Below are 17,707 nucleotides of genomic sequence, written 5' to 3'. Positions count from 1 at the left end.
CTGTCCTAAATTATTGAGAAAAAAATTAACCACAGATCAAATATGCAGTTCTCACAATTCATTTAAGATTGCTATAGTTACTTTTTAAAAATTTAAAAAAGCATGATTTAAATTACTTTAAAATCCACTATTTAGCTATTTTCAAATAAATATTCAAATTTACGTAATACATAGTAAATTATTAGAGGTCTTCATCTTTTGTAAATCTAAGAGTTGTAACACCGTAGTTAAGAGGAATTTTGTTCATGAGTGCAGAAATTGATCCCGTTAAGTTAATGAAACAGGAAGTTGCCAAGGCAGCTGCCGATCGCGTAAAATCCGGTACGATTGTCGGTCTAGGTAGCGGTTCGACTGCTGCCTATGCGATCGAGTTTTTGGGAAATCGTCTCCAGAGTGGTCAACTCAAAGATATTCAGGGTGTGCCAACTTCTTTTCAGTCGGAAGTCTTGGCAAAGCAGTATGGAATTCCTCTGACAACTCTCGATGCTACGGATCATATTGATGTGGCAATTGATGGCGCTGACGAAGTTGATCCCCAGAAAAATTTAATCAAGGGTGGTGGGGCAGCCCATACTCGAGAGAAACTTGTAGACTCATTAGCAACGCAATTTATTGTAGTAGTAGATAGCACTAAATTAGTTGAACACTTGGGTTCTACTTTTTTGCTGCCAGTAGAAGTACTGCCAATGGCAATTTCTCCAGTGATGCGTGCCATTGAAAAACTAGGAGGTAAGCCAGAACTCCGCATGGGTGTCAGAAAAGCTGGGCCAGTAATTACTGACCAAGGCAATATGGTGATTGATGTTAAATTTGAGAGCATCGCTAACCCAGCCGAGTTAGAAAAGACACTGAATAATATTCCCGGTGTTTTGGAGAATGGTTTGTTTGTCGGTGTGACAGATTTGGTTTTGGTGGGAGAAGTTAAGGATGGTAAGCCCGTAATTCGGGAATTTTGAGATCAAGATAGCAATCCTAGATGAATTGTGAGAACTACCTAATATGTAGTTAATTTTTCTCATAGATCATTTGGGAGTGCTATGGACATCTGGGATAAGTCAATAATTATCTAGTTAACCTGCGACAAGCCTATAAATTCTATTAATTTGGTAACAATAAACTTCTCCAAAAACTAGTTTTTGACTTAGGCAGCACAAAGGTTTAAGCTTCTTTCGGCGAGATGTCTCATGATGTAAGGCAGAGTTCAAAAGTTAGAATTGTTCTGAAATTCTGACTCCTGAGGACTGACAACTCCCATGATGCAATATCGAAGATTTGGGCGTACAGAGTTGCAGATGCCAGTATTCTCCTGCGGCGGGATGAGGTATCAGTTCAAATGGCAAGACGTTCCAGGGTGGCGAATTCCCAAAGACAATCAGCGGAATCTAGAAGCCACAATTCACCGTTCTCTCGAAGTTGGGATTAATCATATTGAAACTGCTCGTGGTTATGGTTCTTCTGAGATGCAGTTGGGGCGAGTTCTGCCTAAAATTCCCCGTGAGCAGTTGATTGTTCAGACTAAGGTTAGCCCGAGCTCAGATCCTCAAGAGTTTCTACGTCAGTTTAATAAATCCCTAGCTTATCTAAAGCTGGACTATGTTGACCTACTGGGTCTGCATGGTATCAACAATCTGCAACTGCTACACGATAGTATTCGCCCCGGTGGTTGTCTAGAAGTGGCGCAGCAGCTACAAGCACAGGGTAAGGTAAGATTTATTGGCTTTTCAACTCATGGACCAACAGAGGTGATAGTCAAGACAATTGAAACCGATCAATTTGACTATGTTAACCTGCATTGGTACTACATCAATCAATTCAATTGGCCGGCGATTGAAGCGGCTACCCGCCACGATCTGGGGGTTTTTATTATTAGCCCCTCAGACAAGGGGGGAATGCTCTATAAACCATCGCCAAGGTTGGTAGAACTGTGTGCACCTCTTAGCCCAATCGTGTTTAATGACTTGTTTTGTTTAAGTCATTCCCAGGTGCATACTCTAAGTTTAGGTGCCTCACAGCCATCAGATTTTGATGAACACTTAAAGGCTGTGGAATTGCTGGATCAGGTATCGGAAATTTTACCCCCGATTATAGAACGCCTGGAAAAAGAAGCGATCGCTCGGTTGGGAGAAGACTGGGTGCGCCAGTGGTATGTCGGTTTACCTACTCCGGAAGAAACCCCAGGGGGTATCAATATTCCAGTAATTTTGTGGTTGAGGAATTTAGCGATCGCTTACGATATGTTTGATTATGCCAAAATGCGCTATAACCTCTTAGGTAATGCTAGTCACTGGTTTCCTGGTGCTAAGGCAGAGCGAGTCAGAGAATTGGATTTGTGGGAATGTTTACGAGAGAGTCCTTTCGCAGAGAAAATCCCTACTTTCTTAGAAGAAGCTGATCAGCTTTTAGGGGGGGGAACTGTTAAGCGGTTGTCGCAGCAATAGACTTTTTTGAGCGGTTGGTCAAGAAAGCAGGTTAAAAGCTAAAGGAGGATAATTACTCTGTTGAGCACTATCCTCCCATCCTTCAACTAACGGTGTCAGTTACGACTCTCTCAAGTTGGTGGTCAAGATGCAGTTGGCTTGCTTTTACCGATACCTCTCTTTTCCCGTTATGCAGTTTCGCGAATACGCTCTAAAAGTAAAGCCTGAGAGTCAGCTAACTCAAAACATTCTAAATTAGCTAGGTTATCACCACTCTCAAGTCCTGGAGAAGCGATCGCTACACGCCACTCAGCTAAGTCTAGTTGTAGCCAGTCTCCCAAAGTAATCGTCTTTGATTCACCGCCCATATGGGCAACCATTGCCACTTGCTCGTCGCTATCCTCAGGATTAGAACGAACACCGTAGTAGACGGTACTAGCTTCGTCGCTGATTTTGTTAAAGCGGTCTGTACCTTGTAGATTCTGACGCACCCAGGAATGATTATGGCGGAAGCGACGCAGAGTTAGATTAAATTGGGTTTGCACCGGGCTAAGATCTGCATGGTAGTGACATACATTACAAGCGTCGTAGCAATCTTCCATAAACATCAAAGCGAATGCCTTCAAGCGAGGAACATTCAGTTTTCTGAGGAAGTTGGCAATTTCTGGACTATGCATTTGTTCTTGATCAAGAACCTCCCCGCCTTCAGTTTTCTCTTCCCAAAACGACTGACAGGCTTGAACTACCTCCGCCAGGTTGTAATCCGTTTCGATGATGGCTTTTTGCAGCAATTTGGCAAAATGTTGCAATGGATTGAGATCCCGGAATCCTGTTAACTTCAAACGCTTGAACTGGTCATCTGAGGCATAGATTTCTGGGGTTATTTGCCAATCCAAAAACCCAACTTCCTCTGAGGCAACTTTTACACCGTAGCGCTCATCTGTGTTACGGAAGAACATCCAAGGTGCACGCATGGTGGCATTGATAAAGTCCATAGGTAAGCCAGGACTAAAGCCGTAAACCCACAGCGTAACCGCCGGATTGTCATAGGCATTTTTCAGCACTTCTGGCAGAGTGTTGCCCAAATGCCAGTTAATCGAGCCGTTGGGGTCGATTTGATTGCCGCGCCTTACCGTATCGTGGTTAGCACAACCCGTGATCCAATTTTCGCCCTCGAAGATCACCTCACAGACCCGACGCCACTTTTTATCCCAAAATTTTTCTAGGGCGGGAGTATTGTGAGCAAAAATCAGCGGTCCCCATTGGTAGGAATCCGGCTTCAGTGTAACCAAGTCGCGGTAGGTAGAAATTTCTTCCCAACCTTCTTGCGGCCAAGGACGACCATCTTCATAGATGGTGAACAACAGCCGTTGGTGAGGGCCAATTTCTTGGACGAGATCGCTCATTGCCAGTAGGTAAGCGTCATCTTGCTCTACTCGACCGGAGAGGGGGTTAAAAAAGCGGAAGTCTTGACCACCGTCAACTCGGATGCCGTCAATTCCATCATTAATCCTACGCCTTTGCATTTCCAGGAAAATCGCCCGCACAGTTGGCTGTTGGTGGTTCAAATCCTGGCCATACATATTAGGGCCTTTGAGGAACTGGCGATTGAGCAGTAACTCTGACTGATTATCGGCATGACCGTAAACTAGGTCGTAAATCAGTTGGATTGGACCAGAAGAGAAGTTATGTAGGGTGGCAATAAAGTCTACAACTTCATCGGGACGCAAGCTGCCCAAAATTGCTGGATTAGTGGCACTTGAACCTAAGATGGGTACATCGTAGCCCCAGTCTTGGGTAATGGATTTTTTCAGTTGTATTTGCAGGTAATTGCCTTGACCAGAGATAAAGGAGAAAAACTCGCTCTCTGGAGAGTACTCGTCTCGATATTCAATAGTCGGTTCGACGGGCAATAACTGTACTGCATCGTAACCAATGTAGTTTTCTTCGGCTGGTGTTAAGGGGATTCTTTTTGCCAATTTATCGGAAATTTGGCGATAAATACGCGTTAACCCCTCGAAAGTTCCTTCCTTGGAGGCAGTACCTACATGGAGTTGCAAAATGTTTATTGGTGCAGGAACACGAGCAATTTTGTCCGGTTCTGAAGACGCAGTGCGTTGGAAGTAGCCGAGGTCGGTTCTCTGTTGCTGTAAGCTGTTTATGTCATAGAGTTCTGCGGGGCCAAAAACGCCGTAAGGCAGAGAATAGGGTACAACATCTCGAATCGCTCGCAGCTTTTCTTGTAGATCTAGATAGCGTAGCCAGTAAAATGAACCTACTTGATTCCGGCTACCGGGTTGCATCCCAGCAATTACTCCCCAAAAATATTCACCATACTGCTTTAATCTCAGGCGATTGCGATAAAAGGTGACAATCTGTTCGGTAGCGCGTAAGTTAATCGGCTCAAGGGGTGTTAAGACCTCCAAATAGACATCCATTTGTCGCATCACCTCTCCGGTGAGTTCTGGTATCCAGAAGCCGATTTCTGTCAACCCGTCAGGACGGTAATGAGCACCTAATCGCCTGACTATAGTTTGAGCTTTTTCAAAATAGGTAGCGTCCGATTGCTCAATGGCTACTGCCCAATCAAGCAATTCTTGGGTCGCGTCTTCAACTAGTCTTAGAGAGTCTTTTGTATCGATAATCACAGTTACTTATCTCGCAACCAATACCCAAATTTTGTAGGAGTGGATTTTTAACCAGAACTATCTGACGATTTGCTAAACTTATCTGCTCAAATCGCTCCTACTTAATAATCCAGTAAAGTTTAACAGCAGAAACTCTCGTGGAAATGCAAAAATTCGGTAAGATTTTTTACTACTTCGTGAGTTTGTCTTATTTCAGGCCTCAGGAATTACACTTAGGCATCCGCAACACTTCAATTCTGCTGGAGTCAGAGTGAGTTCTAATAAATCAACTTCTGAACCTAAATCTAGCAAGAAGCCGTCTAAGTTGAATGGCGGCGTGTCCTGGTGTAGCTGAATTTCCAGGGGATCTAGTAGTAAGGTATGCCCCGTTGTTAGTTGCAGACCTGCGCGAATTACTATTGGTCTAGGGATCAAATTAGTATCTGTCAGATTACCACTCAGTGTTAACCCTCCTGCCTCAAGCTCAATTCGTTGCCAGTTGATTTGTGTCTGTTGTAATTTATCGACCAGATTATTAGTTTCGTCAACTCTGAGCAATTCACCGAGTAAATTAGTCAAAGCTGTGGCCAACAAGGGTGCTTTCAGGGAGGCTTGGAGATCGTTAGCTGTAACTAGAAGCTTCCCAGCTACTGGTACAGTTTCTAGCAGGCGTAGGGGCTTACCCTTAAGTAACTGACCTAGGTTGAAGCGAATACCCTTACCTTCAAGTTCCAGGAAGCTAAGGTGTATCCCTTGATAAACCGCATGGCTTGCGGTGATCGAGACGGTGGGGATGTGACCGGTGAGAATCTGCCGATTACCCCCAATAATATTGAACTGCAAGTTTTCAACTTGCTCAACTTGCGACCTCAACCACAGCCACAATGCTGGAGAGACAACTTGACTAATAATCTGGTTTTTTTGGGGATTGACCGCTTTTGCAGTTTCAAGCACAAAAACACCTCAAAAAGGAGTAATCTTTAAATGTTCTGCTGTAATTGTTGGCTATAAGCCAAGTTCGATAAGGGTTTTGGTAGTATTAACTATTGGTAAAGTGGAGAAAAATCTTCTGTTGATCATTGACACAGGGTTGCTTAAATGCTTGATGGCTTAGTTTAATACATAGGTGACTAGTTGATTTAAGCTTTTGCTGTGTTCTCGCCCCAGAGCGAGAGACTTGCAGTTATCCCCATTCTTGGTAATGTTTGTAAATGGTCTAGATTTACTGGAGCTAGACATAGACTGACTCTAGAGGAGAACAAGTTATTTTTAGAGGTTACCTGAAGAGTGGAGGATCGCTTTTCCCGGACATTGCTGTGAGGTAGAGATTAGTTGTGGGGTTAAAACCAGTACAACCAGCAAACTACAAACTGACTAGCAACTAAGGCTTGTCTACAATGCTGGCAATATTGCGGTAGGTAGTATGATTCTAGGCTTACTCTTCTCATTGACAAAATAGCTTACTTAGTAGTGTGACCATGGAGGAAAGATTACAAAAAATTCTTTCACAGTGGGGTATTGCCTCACGGCGTCAAGCTGAACAAATGATCTTAGCAGGACGTGTTCGGCTCAATGGCACTGTGGTTAATCTCGGACAAAAAGCTAACCCAGTAGAGGATTTGATCGAAATAGATGGGAAACTTGTTAAGTCAGATGACCGTCCGCAACCTATTTATCTGTTGCTCAACAAACCCTTGGGAGTAGTTTCCACTTGCCATGATTCTCATGGGCGTATTACTATTCTTGATTTACTGCCTCAGAAAATCCGAGAAGGTCAGGGGATTCATCCGGTGGGACGCTTAGATGCAGAATCAACAGGTGCATTATTACTAACTAATGATGGTGCAATGACATTTCGTTTGACCCATCCTCGTCATCATATTTCTAAAATTTATCAAGTTTGGGTGCAAGGTCATCCATCAAAATCAGTGCTACAAATTTGGCGTCAGGGTGTTACTCTGTCGGGTAAAAAGACTTTACCGGCTAGTGTTCGAGTACTTGAGCAGGGGCATCAGGAAACACTTTTAGAAATTGTGTTGAGAGAAGGAAGAAACCGCCAGATTCGTCGTGTCGCTGAACTGCTAAGCTATCCAGTGATTCATCTGCATCGCACTGCAATTGGTTCGATCCCATTGCAACTGCCAGGTGAACCGATATTAAAAAGTGGTCATTATCGTTATCTTAAAGACTTTGAAATCCATTTCCTCAAAACCGAGTCCACCTAACATCAGTAAAAGTGCTAGCAGAGATCAAGGAGTAGCGTATATGAAGGAGAATAAACTCCATGTTCAGCAAGAACAAGTTGAGAAACTCGAAGAATTAGGGTCTCGCCTCCGCCAGTATCGCACTCAACAGTCTATTCCTTTAGAGGAAGTTGCGGCAATTACCAGAATTCAACCACGGTTGTTGAATGCGATTGAAGAAGGCAGGCTGGAACAATTGCCAGAACCAGTTTATATTCAAGGGTTTATTAGGCGCTTTGCGGACGCTCTAGGTCTCAATGGGGCAGAGTTCGCCAGTGCTTTTCCTACTGGGTCAGGTATAAGTTACATAAAGCCTTGTTGGCGAAACTTGCCAGCAGCTCAACTACGACCGCTTCACCTTTATTTACTCTACGTAGGTCTGGTGATTGCTGCAGTAAGTGGGCTCTCCTTACTGGTCAGTCGCTCTGCCGTACAGGTGGTCAGCATTGAGCGAGATTCCTGGCAAACAGCCAACTTACCGGAACCTAATAAGCCACAACAGCAGTTAGACTCTTCTCAAGGCACCCCAGGTAAAGCCCCTAGTCAAAATAAACCGGTGCAAGTGGGTGTTACTCTCAAAGAAAGGTCTTGGATTCGGGTAGTCGCAGATGGCAAGACGGAATTTGAAGACATCTTAGAAGAGGGAACGCAGCGTACCTGGGTCGCCGATCAACAACTGACTATCAGGGCTGGTAATGCTGGAGGAGTCATGGTTGAGTTTAATGACGAAATTGCCAAAAAGATGGGTTCTCAGGGTGAAGTAGAGGAACTGACGTTTGCTGCTAATCCCAAATCCTAGGAGTTGAATAATCAGCGAGTTGAAAGTTGAAAGTTGGGTAAGCAAACCTCAACCTTTCAACCTTCAATTTAGTGATTTAATGATTGGGACCACGACCGTAGGTATAGACCATCGTTTTCAGGCGATCGCTTAACTCCTGTGTCAACGCATTCGGTCGGTAGCGCCATTTCCAGTTACCTTCGGTAGTGCTAGGCATATTCATTTGGGCATCTGAGTCAAGATCTAAGAGGTCTTGAACTGTAACGACAGCTAAATTCGCTACACTACTGAATGCTAATCGAATCAAATCCCAATTGATGCCTTCGGGGCTAAGATGACCGAGGTAACGGATAACGTTTTCTCTTTCGTATTCTGGGATCTGCTTGAACCAGCCTACGGTTGTATTGTTATCGTGGGTGCCAGGGTAGACAACAAAGTTACGGTCTAAGTTAAAAGGTAAATAGGGATTATCTGGTCCCCCCCCAAAAGCAAAATGCAAAATCTTCATACCAGGAAAATCGAAGCAGTCCCGCAGCGCTTCTACTTCTGGGGTGATCACGCCTAAATCTTCGGCAATGATCGGTAGGTAGCCTAATTTCTCCTTGAGAACCTTAAAAAATACTTCTCCTGGTCCTTCAACCCACCGTCCATTCATGGCAGTCGTTTCGCCCTGCTCGACTTCCCAGTAAGCCTCAAAGCCTCGGAAATGGTCAATCCGAACCACATCTACATATTCCAGCATTGCTTGGAAGCGTTGCACCCACCAGTGAAAGTCATCCTTCTCTAACCGCTCCCAGTCATAAACCGGATTTCCCCACAATTGGCCAGTTTCACTGAAATAATCAGGGGGGACACCTGCCATCAGCGCGGGTTCACCCGTTTCTTGATCAATGGCAAAATTTTCCCGATGAGCCCAAACATCGGCACTGTTGTGAGCCACATAAATCGGTATATCGCCAATAATCCTAATATTGCGCTGGTTGGCATACTGCTTTAGCCATGACCACTGACGAAAAAACTCAAACTGTAAGTATTTTTGGAAGTAAATTTTGTCGCTTAATCTCTCACGCCACTCTTGCTTCGCCTTGGGTTCTGCCTTAGCAATTTCTGGCTCCCATTTATTCCAGCTAGCATCTCCAAAGGTGTTGTGCAATGCCATAAACAAGGCATAGTCTTCCAGCCAGCTAGTATGATGTTCACAGAAAGTAGCAAATTCTGCTTGCTGCTCTGCCAAAGCGTGAGCTTTGAAGTTATCGCAGGCTTTGAGCAACAGAGCCTTCTTCGAGGCAACCACCTGCTCAAAATCTATCGAGTCAAGGGGAAAAGCTGGCAAATTGGCCAAATCTTGATCCGTGAGTAGTCCTTTTTTTTGCAATTGCTCTGGACTAATCAGCAGTGGATTGCCTGCCATCGCTGAGTAACACATGTAAGGAGAGTTGCCATACCCAGTTGGTCCTAAAGGCAAGACTTGCCAGAATTGCTGGGCACTCTCAGCTAAAAAATCAATGAATTGATAAGCTTCGGTTCCCAAGTCACCAATGCCATAGCGACTTGGCAAGGAAGTAGGGTGCAGCAAAATTCCGCTAGATCTGGGAAAAAGCATAGAGAATATGAATATCGATAGGAGGCAAGATTTATCGACCTTACCATGGTCAGGAGTGATTGGCACTGGTTGAAAGATTGAAGCTTGGAAGCCACTTCCTTAAGTTCTTCAACTTTTTTACCTGCGACCTGCAACCCAGATTAACCTAAGCTACAAGTTAAGCAAACAGTCCTAGGCAGTGTTTGTAGAGAATTATCCTTTAGACATAATTAAGATCAAAGGGAATCAAACTGCAATCACCCTCTTCAACCTTCTAAGCCTGATCGTGACTTATCGAAATCCTACTCCCACCGTTGATATCATTGTCGAATTAGTAGACCGACCTCATCGACCGATTGTCTTGATAGAACGCCACAATCCCCCACTGGGCTGGGCAATTCCCGGCGGTTTTATGGATTACGGTGAATCGGCTCAAACCGCAGCCGTGCGGGAAGCTGCTGAAGAAATTAGTTTGTCGGTAGAGTTGATTGAACAGTTTCAGGTCTATTCAGATCCCGGCCGAGACCCACGACAGCATACTCTGAGTATTGTATTTTTAGCCGCAGCAACTGGCGAGCCTCAAGCGGCTGATGATGCTAAAAACCTGGGAATTTTTCACTCTTGGGATTTTCCCACTAACCTTTGTTTTGACCACGATCAGATATTACGAGATTACTGGCGTTACCGTCATTATGGATTGCGACCCCGTTTGTCTTGGTAATTATTTTGCTGAGTTTTTCAGGAGTTTCCTCGGTTAATTTTTGACTTGAGCGATTCTAGATTGGGCAATCCTCAAGCTGAGAAAAATTACCGGAATAATCCCGACTAGGACAATTGCCAGTGCTGGCCCTGCTGCCTCAGCTAGTCGTTCGTCGGAAGCAAGGTTGTAGACTCGGACTGCCAGTGTATCAAAATTAAAAGGTCTGATAATTAAAGTAGCTGGCAGCTCTTTCATCGCATCGACAAATACTAGTATTCCCGCGGTTAGTAGGCTGCCCCACATCATTGGTATATGGACTTTTAGTAGGGTCTGACGCGGTTCATAACCGAGGGAACGGGCAGCGTCATCAAGATTCGGCGTAATTTTGCCTAAACTTGACTCAATACTACCGAAGGAAACTGCCAGGAAGCGAACTAAATAAGCAAATACTAAGGCTGTGATTGTACCGCTCAAGAGAAGACCGGTGGAGATGCCAACAGTGGCACGCATCCAGGCATCGATGGTGTTGTCCAATTGACCCAGAGGGATAAGGATGCCCACGGCGATTACTGAACCAGGTACAGCGTAGCCCATTGAGGCGATGCGTGCAGCGAAGAGCATTCCTAAATTAGAGCGCAGCCTTAACCCATAGGCCATCAGTAAGGAAATCACTACTGCTAGAGTGGCGGTAACCACAGCTAGGGTAAAACTATGACTAGCAAAGCTCCAAAAACGGTCATCTATAGTAGTTGTGGCATTAGTAATGGTCATCTGTAGCAAGATGGCTGCTGGTAGCATAAAACCCAGGCTTACTGGCACAAGACAAGCTAACGTTGCACCTAGCCCACGCCACCCCTTTAGTTGATAATCCTGTAGAGGACGGTCTGTGCCGGAACTACGATAATATCGCGCTCGACGACGTGACCAACGCTCTAGCAAAATTAGGCAGAGAATAAATAACAACAGAAAAGCTGCTAGCTGAGATGCTGCTACTCGCTCCCCGAAACCAAACCAGGTACGGTAGATACCTGTCGTGAATGTGTCAACGCCAAAATACTGCACCGTGCCAAAGTCGTTGAGTGTTTCCATGAGTACTAGAGATACACCAGCGACGATTGCAGGTCGTGCCAAGGGTAAGGCGATGGTAGCAAAACTGCGCCATGGACCACAGCCTAGCGCACGGCTTGCTTCTAAAGCACATACCGACTGCTCTAAAAAGGCAACTCTGGTTAACAGATAAACGTAAGGATACAGTACCAAAGTCAGCATCGCGATCGCACCGCCGAGGGAGCGGATGTTGGGGAACCAGTAATCTCCATAACCCCAACCCGTCAAGTCACGGAGGAAACTTTGCACGGGACCGGCAAATTCTAAAAAGTCGGTGTAGGTATAGGCAAGTACATAGGCAGGTGCAGCTAGAGGCAACAGTAGCGCCCATTCAAATAAACGAGAACCCGGAAAGCGACACATCGTGACTAGCCATGCTGTTCCCACACCAATTACTGACACGCAAAGCCCCACACCAACCATCAGTAAGAATGAGTTGGTGATATAACTCCACAAGACTGTCTGGGCGAGATGCTGCCAAAGGTCGCCAGAGTCAACGAAGATGTTGCTTAAAACTGATAACACTGGTGTTGATACTAGCAGGGCAATTACTGCTACCAAAACAGTCCAGCCGCTAGGTTTTACTAGGCTAACTCTCGACCTCGTGAGGAAATTTGCTAAAGCAGTGGATGAATGTCTAGTGGGTTTTTCCATCTCTACAGGACCCTGTTCTCTACAATCAGGGCGATTTGAGTAAGCTCTCGGGCCTACTCAATTTACAGAGTCTTTATCATAATCTATTGCAGTAACTTCTTGAACACTAATCTCAATTATTTGTGGTTATTATTAAGGAATTTTCCCAATTCTATCTCCTAGGTGTCAATAATATCTGTTTTTTGAATAACCGCGATTTTTTCCATAAGTCTACTGCTATCATGCTTTTGTATTTATGAGAAAAATGCTCTATTCCTCATTTTTGGCAACTTAATAAGTACCTTTTTTCTAAGAGTTACTAAGTTGTTGATTAGCACAAACAAGTCTTTTGTCCGCAGAAAAATGCCTGATATTGAATTGCGTTTCCCCAAAAACCAACAAGAATTAGAGGATATGTACTATCAGCGTTGGCTTGTCCTGAGAAAACCTTTGGGAATGGAGAAAGGTTCCGAAAGAGACAAGCATGATAATAATGCTTTGCATCTGGTTGCCATCGACAATGATAGAGTAATTGGTTCGGCCCGATTGCGGGAATTATCCGACAATACAGGAAGCATTGCCTACGTGGCAGTACTGTCCGAGTTCCGCAATCAAGGAATAGGCACAAAATTAATAACAAGACTACTCGACCAAGCCCATAAAAAAAATCTTAAGAGTGTCAGGTTAATGGCTCGGATTGACTCTCTAGGTTTTTACAATCGCCTCAGTTTTTCCAGAGATGGTGAACCTTTTGATTTCCTTGGTCTTCCCCATACCTTTATGTCGATTAACTTGCCACTTTTTCGGGGTAACGGATAATTGTTTTTGGTAGACGTCCCGAATAAAGCCGAAGATTTTCTACAGAATATTTAATAAATTCTGACTCATTCATGGCACCACAAGAACCTTTCATCCGAACTGTTTTGCTTTCATTTTTTAGTAGCTCAGCTCGGTAATTGTAGGTGGAACCACTCGGTTTCTGGAAATTTATCTCAGCTTTAATGAAGCTGTTCTCTGAACGCTTTTCTATAATTTTTCCTGAGACTTTGTAGTTAAACCAATCCCAGCCTTGTAGGAGAATTAATTCCCTTTCCAAAACCTGTATTTGGGTTGGTAACATACCCCAGCCTCGATAAACTCGATTTAAGCAGGTGAGATCTCCGCTACGGGTCAAAATAGATTTGAATGATTCTTGATCAAGAGTTCCGTAGTATCTTCCTTCGGGAAAGTCTATGGCTGTTGGCGCAAACCGATGACCACCAAAGTGACTGGCTTGCCAGATGCGAACATTACTCAAAGATAACTCAGTAACAGTACTCAAAGCTTGTCGGTAAAAGGGATTACCATAGCGAGCACAGCACTTATCGTGGCTACCATGAGTACAGATAATAATATCTCGTTTACCACTTTGTTCAACTTGCCATTCCGCAGTTTCTCCCTGTAGGTGCTGGCGGATGACAGTAGCTGCCTGACTAATGTTGTCCAGATTAAACTCTTTTTGAGTATAACCCTGAGCAAGACCCTCTTGCTGATCATAAATCAAAACTTTGGTGCTGTTTGTTAGCTTTGATTTTGGCGGTGCTAGTAACAGGAATCTAACTGGTAATTTCAGCCGCTCAACTTCAGTTGCTAAACTTCTGAGATCTTCGGGAACATGTTTAGAATCTAAGGCATTCGGAGCCCAGGGAGTTGGACATTCCACCAAAACGTAAGTTTGGTGATTGGTGCCACTGCCAATAATGTCCTCTCCTGCCTGACGGGAATATTCAGCACAAAAGTAATTGTCCATTTATTTTACTTATCCTCATCTAGCTATTTTTATTGATTTGTGGTGGTTTCAACGAAAACGATGCCTTCTATGACTAAACGATATAAAAGGGGAACAATATCAATTTCCCAATCGTAATCCGGTAGCCAACTCATGACCTCATTGCCCATGAAGCACTCTTTGTTAAATATAGTTTCAGCAAAAGAGCGAGGAACGCCTTTGAGAGAAACTTCTTTACCTGAAACAATAATTTTACAGCCGTTACCTTCCGGTAGTTCGGAAATTGTAACTCGCTGTAATGCAGGGACGGTAAATAGGGTTTGCGTCCCTTGGGGAAATATATTGAACCCTGCTTGTTGGGGCAGAGAATACTTGGCTATTGGTCTACCTAAACTATCAAGATAACTGATGTACTCATGAGCAATATTGTTATGATAAATATACTTATCTAAATCTTCTTTTAAGCTGTCTAAGTAAGATTCTACCGGGACTTTATCTAAGCGTAACGGCAGATTTCTACGCCACTTTTCTTGCTGACGTAACTCACCTATTAACCATTCCAGAAAGTCAACACCTGTCTGGCAATGCACTCCCAAAGTGAGATGCAGAGATGGTTCATTTAAAGCTACTGCATAGTGCCAGTGTCCCCGTGGGATATAGAGAACATCCCCTGGGCTTAAAGTACAGCTTAGGTACGGCTCTCCTTCTGGAGGTGTAAGAGATGCTGATTTTTGATCAACTAAAGGGTATTTAAATGTATCAGGAAATACATGCCATTCTTTTCTGCCTTCTATTTGTAAGATGAAAACTTCGTGAGTATCGTAGTGGGAGGAAAAGCCTTGTCTTCCCGGCCAAGAACAGTAAGAATTTACTTGAGTACCGTAGCCTAAATCATATGTGACTTCCGTAGCAAAAGCGGCAATTTCTGGGATGAATTTATTTACTTGATTGACAATCAGAGTTGCTCCCTCTTGGCAAAGCTTTGTAATGTCTTTATTTTTACTTTCATCAAGAACCTTTCCATCTAACGCTAGGCGGAGTTCGGGATATTTGAACTGATGAAAATTCAGTAGATAGTTGAGTTTTTCCCAGGAAAACAGGTGAGCAAATTTGCTTTTTTCTCCACTGGGTACGAAAAGGGCTTTGCTTGTCCAGTGGGTGTTTAGAAATTCCTCTACACTGTAGGGTTTTAGGAGATTGATTAAGGAATTCATTATCGATAAAGATTCGCAACAGTTTGGTAAAAAAATAATATTACAGGTTTTTATATCAGGAGAGAAGTGTAACAGTATACCTTCTTACTCCTGATATGTATTATTAATGATGATAGCTAGCAATTACTAATTGCTAATGTCACTGCCATCGGCGTCGGCACTGATGTCGCTACCGTCAGCATCTGCATTCAGGTAAGAATCAATGTTTTTTCTCGACGCAGGCTTGATGATTTCTTTAACTTCGATCTGAATCTTGCTGACACGAGAGTGCTGTTGTTCTGAGACCTTGATTTGTTCTGACATTTTGTTAATTGCCTGTAGATTTTGCCCTTTTAACCTCTCTAACTGCCCCGCAGTTAAGGAGTTAGAGTGGTACTTGGTGATAATCTTAGTCAATTAATGAGAGGTGTACCCCCATTAATTCACCTAGATTGTCTTTTATTAAGACTTTTCAACTTTAACCAATTTCAATAACGAAGTCAACTAATAGGAACTTCTATTAAGAATTGGCAAACTACACCAGTACAAAAAGATACATTTAAGGAATGGAGGGGACTTAACCCTTGACCCATTCTCTTTAAATTATCCTCAAGACTAGTTACTCTCTCAGACTAAATTAATCAGATATAAAGCCAAGGTGGTTTTTTGTATAGAGCATCATTAATCATTCTGGGAGGCTTAGTAGTCACAACTTCAGATTTTCAGTAGAGTCTTTAAGCTGTTATGGTTTTGAGTAAAAGCTTGACAACTCAAATCCTGGAGCTAACAAATCATGACCAGAAAAATTATACGCACTGACAAGGCACCAGCACCAGTAGGGCCCTATAATCAAGGGATTGTCGCTAGCGGTCAACTGCTGTTTGTTGCTGGTCAAATTGCTCTTGAACCCAGTACTGGTCAAGTTGTGGGTGCTGAAGATGTCACTCAACAAACAGAGCAAGTGATGGCAAATCTTGAAGCTATACTGACCGCAGCTGGGGCTAAAACTAGTAATATTGTGAAAACCACAGTGTTTTTGGCAGATATGGATGATTTTGCCGCCATGAACGAAGTCTACGCCCGCTACTTTGATACATCATCTGCTCCAGCTCGTGCTTGCGTTCAAGTTTCCCGTCTACCAAAAAACGTTTTGGTAGAAATAGAATGTATCGCAGTTTTGCCTTGAATTTCTGTCATTTAGATCACTGCTATTTAGACTTAGACTTATGAGGCAATTAAACCGGGCTATCTAGCTGATCATTACAGAAGTTAGCGATTATTACTAGATAGCTTTTGGCTACTAAATAATCGCTGATTTCTTGATTAAATTAACTGCTAGTCAACCGCAGGTTTTGAGTTATGCAACCTTTTTTTAGATTACCTCAGTCAGTTAAAACTAGCTATTTCTCATAAAAATAAGACAAATAAACTTGATATAACAAACCTATTTTGTGCAAATAACAAGCTTGATCTTCATAATCTAAGAGTGAAAAAAGTGGCACAGAGGAGATGGTTTACGCCCCTGTGTCTCACCTTTTGGTTGGTGTTAGAGAAGAGAACAACACTGGAATAAAATATAGTTTTATTGATATCTTTTGTCAAGTAAGAGGCAAAGATGTTTTGCTTCGTTGCCTAGCCACCAGATGAGTTGGGGTTTTCAGCGATTACTTTTGCCCTGATCTTAATTCCCTGATTTGGCAACAGCCCTGATTGACGGAATCTCATCTGTTGATAATTTCGCTTTGGCAAGCTAGAAATAACTAGTAAGCAGAGAGGGCAGAGGGCAGAGGGCAGTTTTGCCTTTTTAAAGGCTGGATCGAGGATCGAGAGCGTCTCTTAGACCATCACCTAGCAGGTTAAAAGCCAAAACAGTTAGCGTAATCAATAAACCTGGGAACAAGATAGTCCAGGGTGAAGAGAGAGAATAGCCACCTTTAAAGGCATCAGAGAGCATTGTACCCAATTCGGGGGTTGGAGGCTGAGCTCCTAAGCCTAAAAAACCTAAACCAGCAGCTTCTAAGGTAGCGGTGCCAAGGTCAAGAGTGGCTTGCACGACTAAGGGCGGCAAGCTTGCTGGTAAGATGTGCCGGAAGATAATTCGCCCTGGCGTGGCACCTAAGACATGAACACTTTGGATAAAATCCTGCTCCCTGAATGAGAGTACCATACTGCGGGTCAACCGGATGAAAACCGGGATTTGCACTACTCCCACGGCGATCATGACACTTTTAATACTAGGGCCAGTGACTGTGACAATTGCGATCGCTAAGAGAATTGAAGGAAAAGCCAGAAGAATATCCGTCAGCCAACCGATGATAGTTTCCAGCCAGCCTCGGAAATAGCCAGCCACCAGTCCCAACAGTAGACCAACTAATAGTCCTAAACCCACTGACACCAAGCTAATCACCAGAGAAGTCCGTAAACCGTACCATACTAAGTCGAGGAGATCTCGTCCCAAACCATCAGTACCGAACCAATGCTGGATGCTGGGAGGCTGCAAACGGGCGGCGTAATTCCTGTCTGTTGAAGGATCATAGGGATTGAGAATCGGGGCAAGCAGTGCTACCAATAAAATAGCGATCGCAAGACCAAGACCAATTTTACCTGAACTAGATTGCCAAAACCGTTGGCAGGCTTTGTGATCCGATAGTTTCATTTA

General features: G+C 43.7%; 15 protein-coding genes. 7 read left to right on the top strand and 8 right to left on the bottom strand.

All coding sequences use genetic code 11. From position 1 onward, the window contains the following. Positions 1-245 precede the first annotated feature (245 nt). Complete coding sequence (rpiA, locus tag ACT7WV_RS06905; protein ID WP_445102198.1) at positions 246-956, top strand: ribose-5-phosphate isomerase RpiA; 711 nt, start codon at positions 246-248, stop codon at positions 954-956. A gap of 300 nt (positions 957-1,256) precedes the next feature. Further along, positions 1,257-2,438 (top strand): aldo/keto reductase, encoded by a 1,182-nt coding sequence (locus ACT7WV_RS06900; RefSeq protein ID WP_445105591.1) that lies wholly within the window; start codon positions 1,257-1,259, stop codon positions 2,436-2,438. A gap of 167 nt (positions 2,439-2,605) precedes the next feature. Here ACT7WV_RS06900 and gghA read toward each other — a convergent pair whose 3' ends face one another. Both gghA and ACT7WV_RS06890 read right to left on the bottom strand, forming a co-directional pair. Continuing rightward, the gene (gene gghA, locus ACT7WV_RS06895) at positions 2,606-5,065 is read right to left on the bottom strand and encodes a glucosylglycerol hydrolase (RefSeq protein ID WP_445102197.1); all 2,460 of its coding nucleotides are present in this window, start codon (positions 5,063-5,065) and stop codon (positions 2,606-2,608) included. Positions 5,066-5,257: 192 nt separating this feature from the next. After that, complete coding sequence (locus ACT7WV_RS06890) at positions 5,258-5,998, bottom strand: LmeA family phospholipid-binding protein (RefSeq protein ID WP_445102196.1); 741 nt, start codon at positions 5,996-5,998, stop codon at positions 5,258-5,260. Positions 5,999-6,522: 524 nt separating this feature from the next. Here ACT7WV_RS06890 and ACT7WV_RS06885 point away from each other — a divergent pair. Both ACT7WV_RS06885 and ACT7WV_RS06880 read left to right on the top strand, forming a co-directional pair. Further along, positions 6,523-7,269 (top strand): pseudouridine synthase, encoded by a 747-nt coding sequence (locus tag ACT7WV_RS06885; RefSeq protein WP_445102195.1) that lies wholly within the window; start codon positions 6,523-6,525, stop codon positions 7,267-7,269. A 40-nt stretch (positions 7,270-7,309) separates the two neighbouring features. Further along, complete coding sequence (locus ACT7WV_RS06880) at positions 7,310-8,086, top strand: helix-turn-helix domain-containing protein (RefSeq protein ID WP_445102194.1); 777 nt, start codon at positions 7,310-7,312, stop codon at positions 8,084-8,086. A 76-nt stretch (positions 8,087-8,162) separates the two neighbouring features. Here the strand turns inward: ACT7WV_RS06880 and malQ are convergent, their stop codons facing one another. Beyond that, positions 8,163-9,668: a 4-alpha-glucanotransferase gene (gene malQ, locus ACT7WV_RS06875; RefSeq protein ID WP_445102193.1), complete on the bottom strand. Its 1,506-nt coding sequence runs from the start codon at positions 9,666-9,668 to the stop codon at positions 8,163-8,165. A 265-nt stretch (positions 9,669-9,933) separates the two neighbouring features. Between malQ and ACT7WV_RS06870 the strand changes: the two genes are divergently transcribed. Then, positions 9,934-10,368, top strand: a complete 435-nt coding sequence (locus ACT7WV_RS06870; protein ID WP_445102192.1) for an NUDIX domain-containing protein — start codon at positions 9,934-9,936, stop codon at positions 10,366-10,368. A 33-nt stretch (positions 10,369-10,401) separates the two neighbouring features. Here ACT7WV_RS06870 and ACT7WV_RS06865 read toward each other — a convergent pair whose 3' ends face one another. Continuing rightward, positions 10,402-12,108, bottom strand: coding sequence for an ABC transporter permease (locus tag ACT7WV_RS06865; RefSeq protein ID WP_445102191.1), 1,707 nt, complete (start codon positions 12,106-12,108; stop codon positions 10,402-10,404). A 342-nt stretch (positions 12,109-12,450) separates the two neighbouring features. Between ACT7WV_RS06865 and ACT7WV_RS06860 the strand changes: the two genes are divergently transcribed. Beyond that, complete coding sequence (locus ACT7WV_RS06860; RefSeq protein WP_445102190.1) at positions 12,451-12,906, top strand: GNAT family N-acetyltransferase; 456 nt, start codon at positions 12,451-12,453, stop codon at positions 12,904-12,906. On the opposite strand, the gene ACT7WV_RS06855 is transcribed toward ACT7WV_RS06860, so the two are convergent. The 3 genes from ACT7WV_RS06855 to ACT7WV_RS06845 all read right to left on the bottom strand — a co-directional run bounded on the left by ACT7WV_RS06855 (position 12,875) and on the right by ACT7WV_RS06845 (position 15,465). After that, complete coding sequence (locus ACT7WV_RS06855) at positions 12,875-13,876, bottom strand: sucrase ferredoxin (RefSeq protein ID WP_445102189.1); 1,002 nt, start codon at positions 13,874-13,876, stop codon at positions 12,875-12,877. The genes ACT7WV_RS06860 and ACT7WV_RS06855 overlap by 32 nt on opposite strands. A 29-nt stretch (positions 13,877-13,905) precedes the next feature. After that, the gene (locus tag ACT7WV_RS06850) at positions 13,906-15,069 is read right to left on the bottom strand and encodes a cupin domain-containing protein (protein ID WP_445102188.1); all 1,164 of its coding nucleotides are present in this window, start codon (positions 15,067-15,069) and stop codon (positions 13,906-13,908) included. A 126-nt stretch (positions 15,070-15,195) separates the two neighbouring features. Next, complete coding sequence (locus tag ACT7WV_RS06845; RefSeq protein ID WP_445102187.1) at positions 15,196-15,465, bottom strand: hypothetical protein; 270 nt, start codon at positions 15,463-15,465, stop codon at positions 15,196-15,198. 376 nt (positions 15,466-15,841) lie between these two features. Here ACT7WV_RS06845 and ACT7WV_RS06840 point away from each other — a divergent pair, with 376 nt between their 5' ends. Beyond that, positions 15,842-16,234 carry a RidA family protein gene (locus ACT7WV_RS06840; protein WP_445102186.1) on the top strand — a complete coding sequence of 131 codons (393 nt, stop codon included), beginning with the start codon at positions 15,842-15,844 and terminating at the stop codon, positions 16,232-16,234. Positions 16,235-16,852: 618 nt separating this feature from the next. Here the strand turns inward: ACT7WV_RS06840 and ACT7WV_RS06835 are convergent. Beyond that, positions 16,853-17,704 (bottom strand): ABC transporter permease, encoded by an 852-nt coding sequence (locus ACT7WV_RS06835; protein ID WP_445102185.1) that lies wholly within the window; start codon positions 17,702-17,704, stop codon positions 16,853-16,855. Positions 17,705-17,707: the final 3 nt, after the last annotated feature.

It is taken from the genome of Symploca atlantica LB2515 (genome assembly GCF_052546295.1).
This window is presented reverse-complemented; position numbering and strand designations above follow the sequence as displayed.

Excerpts from the sequence above, each read along its gene's own strand:
- ACT7WV_RS06885 (WP_445102195.1), top strand. The coding sequence starts at position 6,523 with ATGGAGGAAAGATTACAAAAAATTCTTTCACAGTGGGGTATTGCCTCA.
- malQ (WP_445102193.1), bottom strand. The coding sequence starts at position 9,668 with ATGCTTTTTCCCAGATCTAGCGGAATTTTGCTGCACCCTACTTCCTTG.
- ACT7WV_RS06850 (WP_445102188.1), bottom strand. The coding sequence starts at position 15,069 with ATGAATTCCTTAATCAATCTCCTAAAACCCTACAGTGTAGAGGAATTT.
- ACT7WV_RS06835 (WP_445102185.1), bottom strand. The coding sequence starts at position 17,704 with ATGAAACTATCGGATCACAAAGCCTGCCAACGGTTTTGGCAATCTAGT.
- ACT7WV_RS06880 (WP_445102194.1), top strand. The coding sequence starts at position 7,310 with ATGAAGGAGAATAAACTCCATGTTCAGCAAGAACAAGTTGAGAAACTC.
- ACT7WV_RS06865 (WP_445102191.1), bottom strand. The coding sequence starts at position 12,108 with ATGGAAAAACCCACTAGACATTCATCCACTGCTTTAGCAAATTTCCTC.
- ACT7WV_RS06860 (WP_445102190.1), top strand. The coding sequence starts at position 12,451 with ATGCCTGATATTGAATTGCGTTTCCCCAAAAACCAACAAGAATTAGAG.
- rpiA (WP_445102198.1), top strand. The coding sequence starts at position 246 with ATGAGTGCAGAAATTGATCCCGTTAAGTTAATGAAACAGGAAGTTGCC.
- ACT7WV_RS06900 (WP_445105591.1), top strand. The coding sequence starts at position 1,257 with ATGCAATATCGAAGATTTGGGCGTACAGAGTTGCAGATGCCAGTATTC.
- ACT7WV_RS06840 (WP_445102186.1), top strand. The coding sequence starts at position 15,842 with ATGACCAGAAAAATTATACGCACTGACAAGGCACCAGCACCAGTAGGG.
- ACT7WV_RS06855 (WP_445102189.1), bottom strand. The coding sequence starts at position 13,876 with ATGGACAATTACTTTTGTGCTGAATATTCCCGTCAGGCAGGAGAGGAC.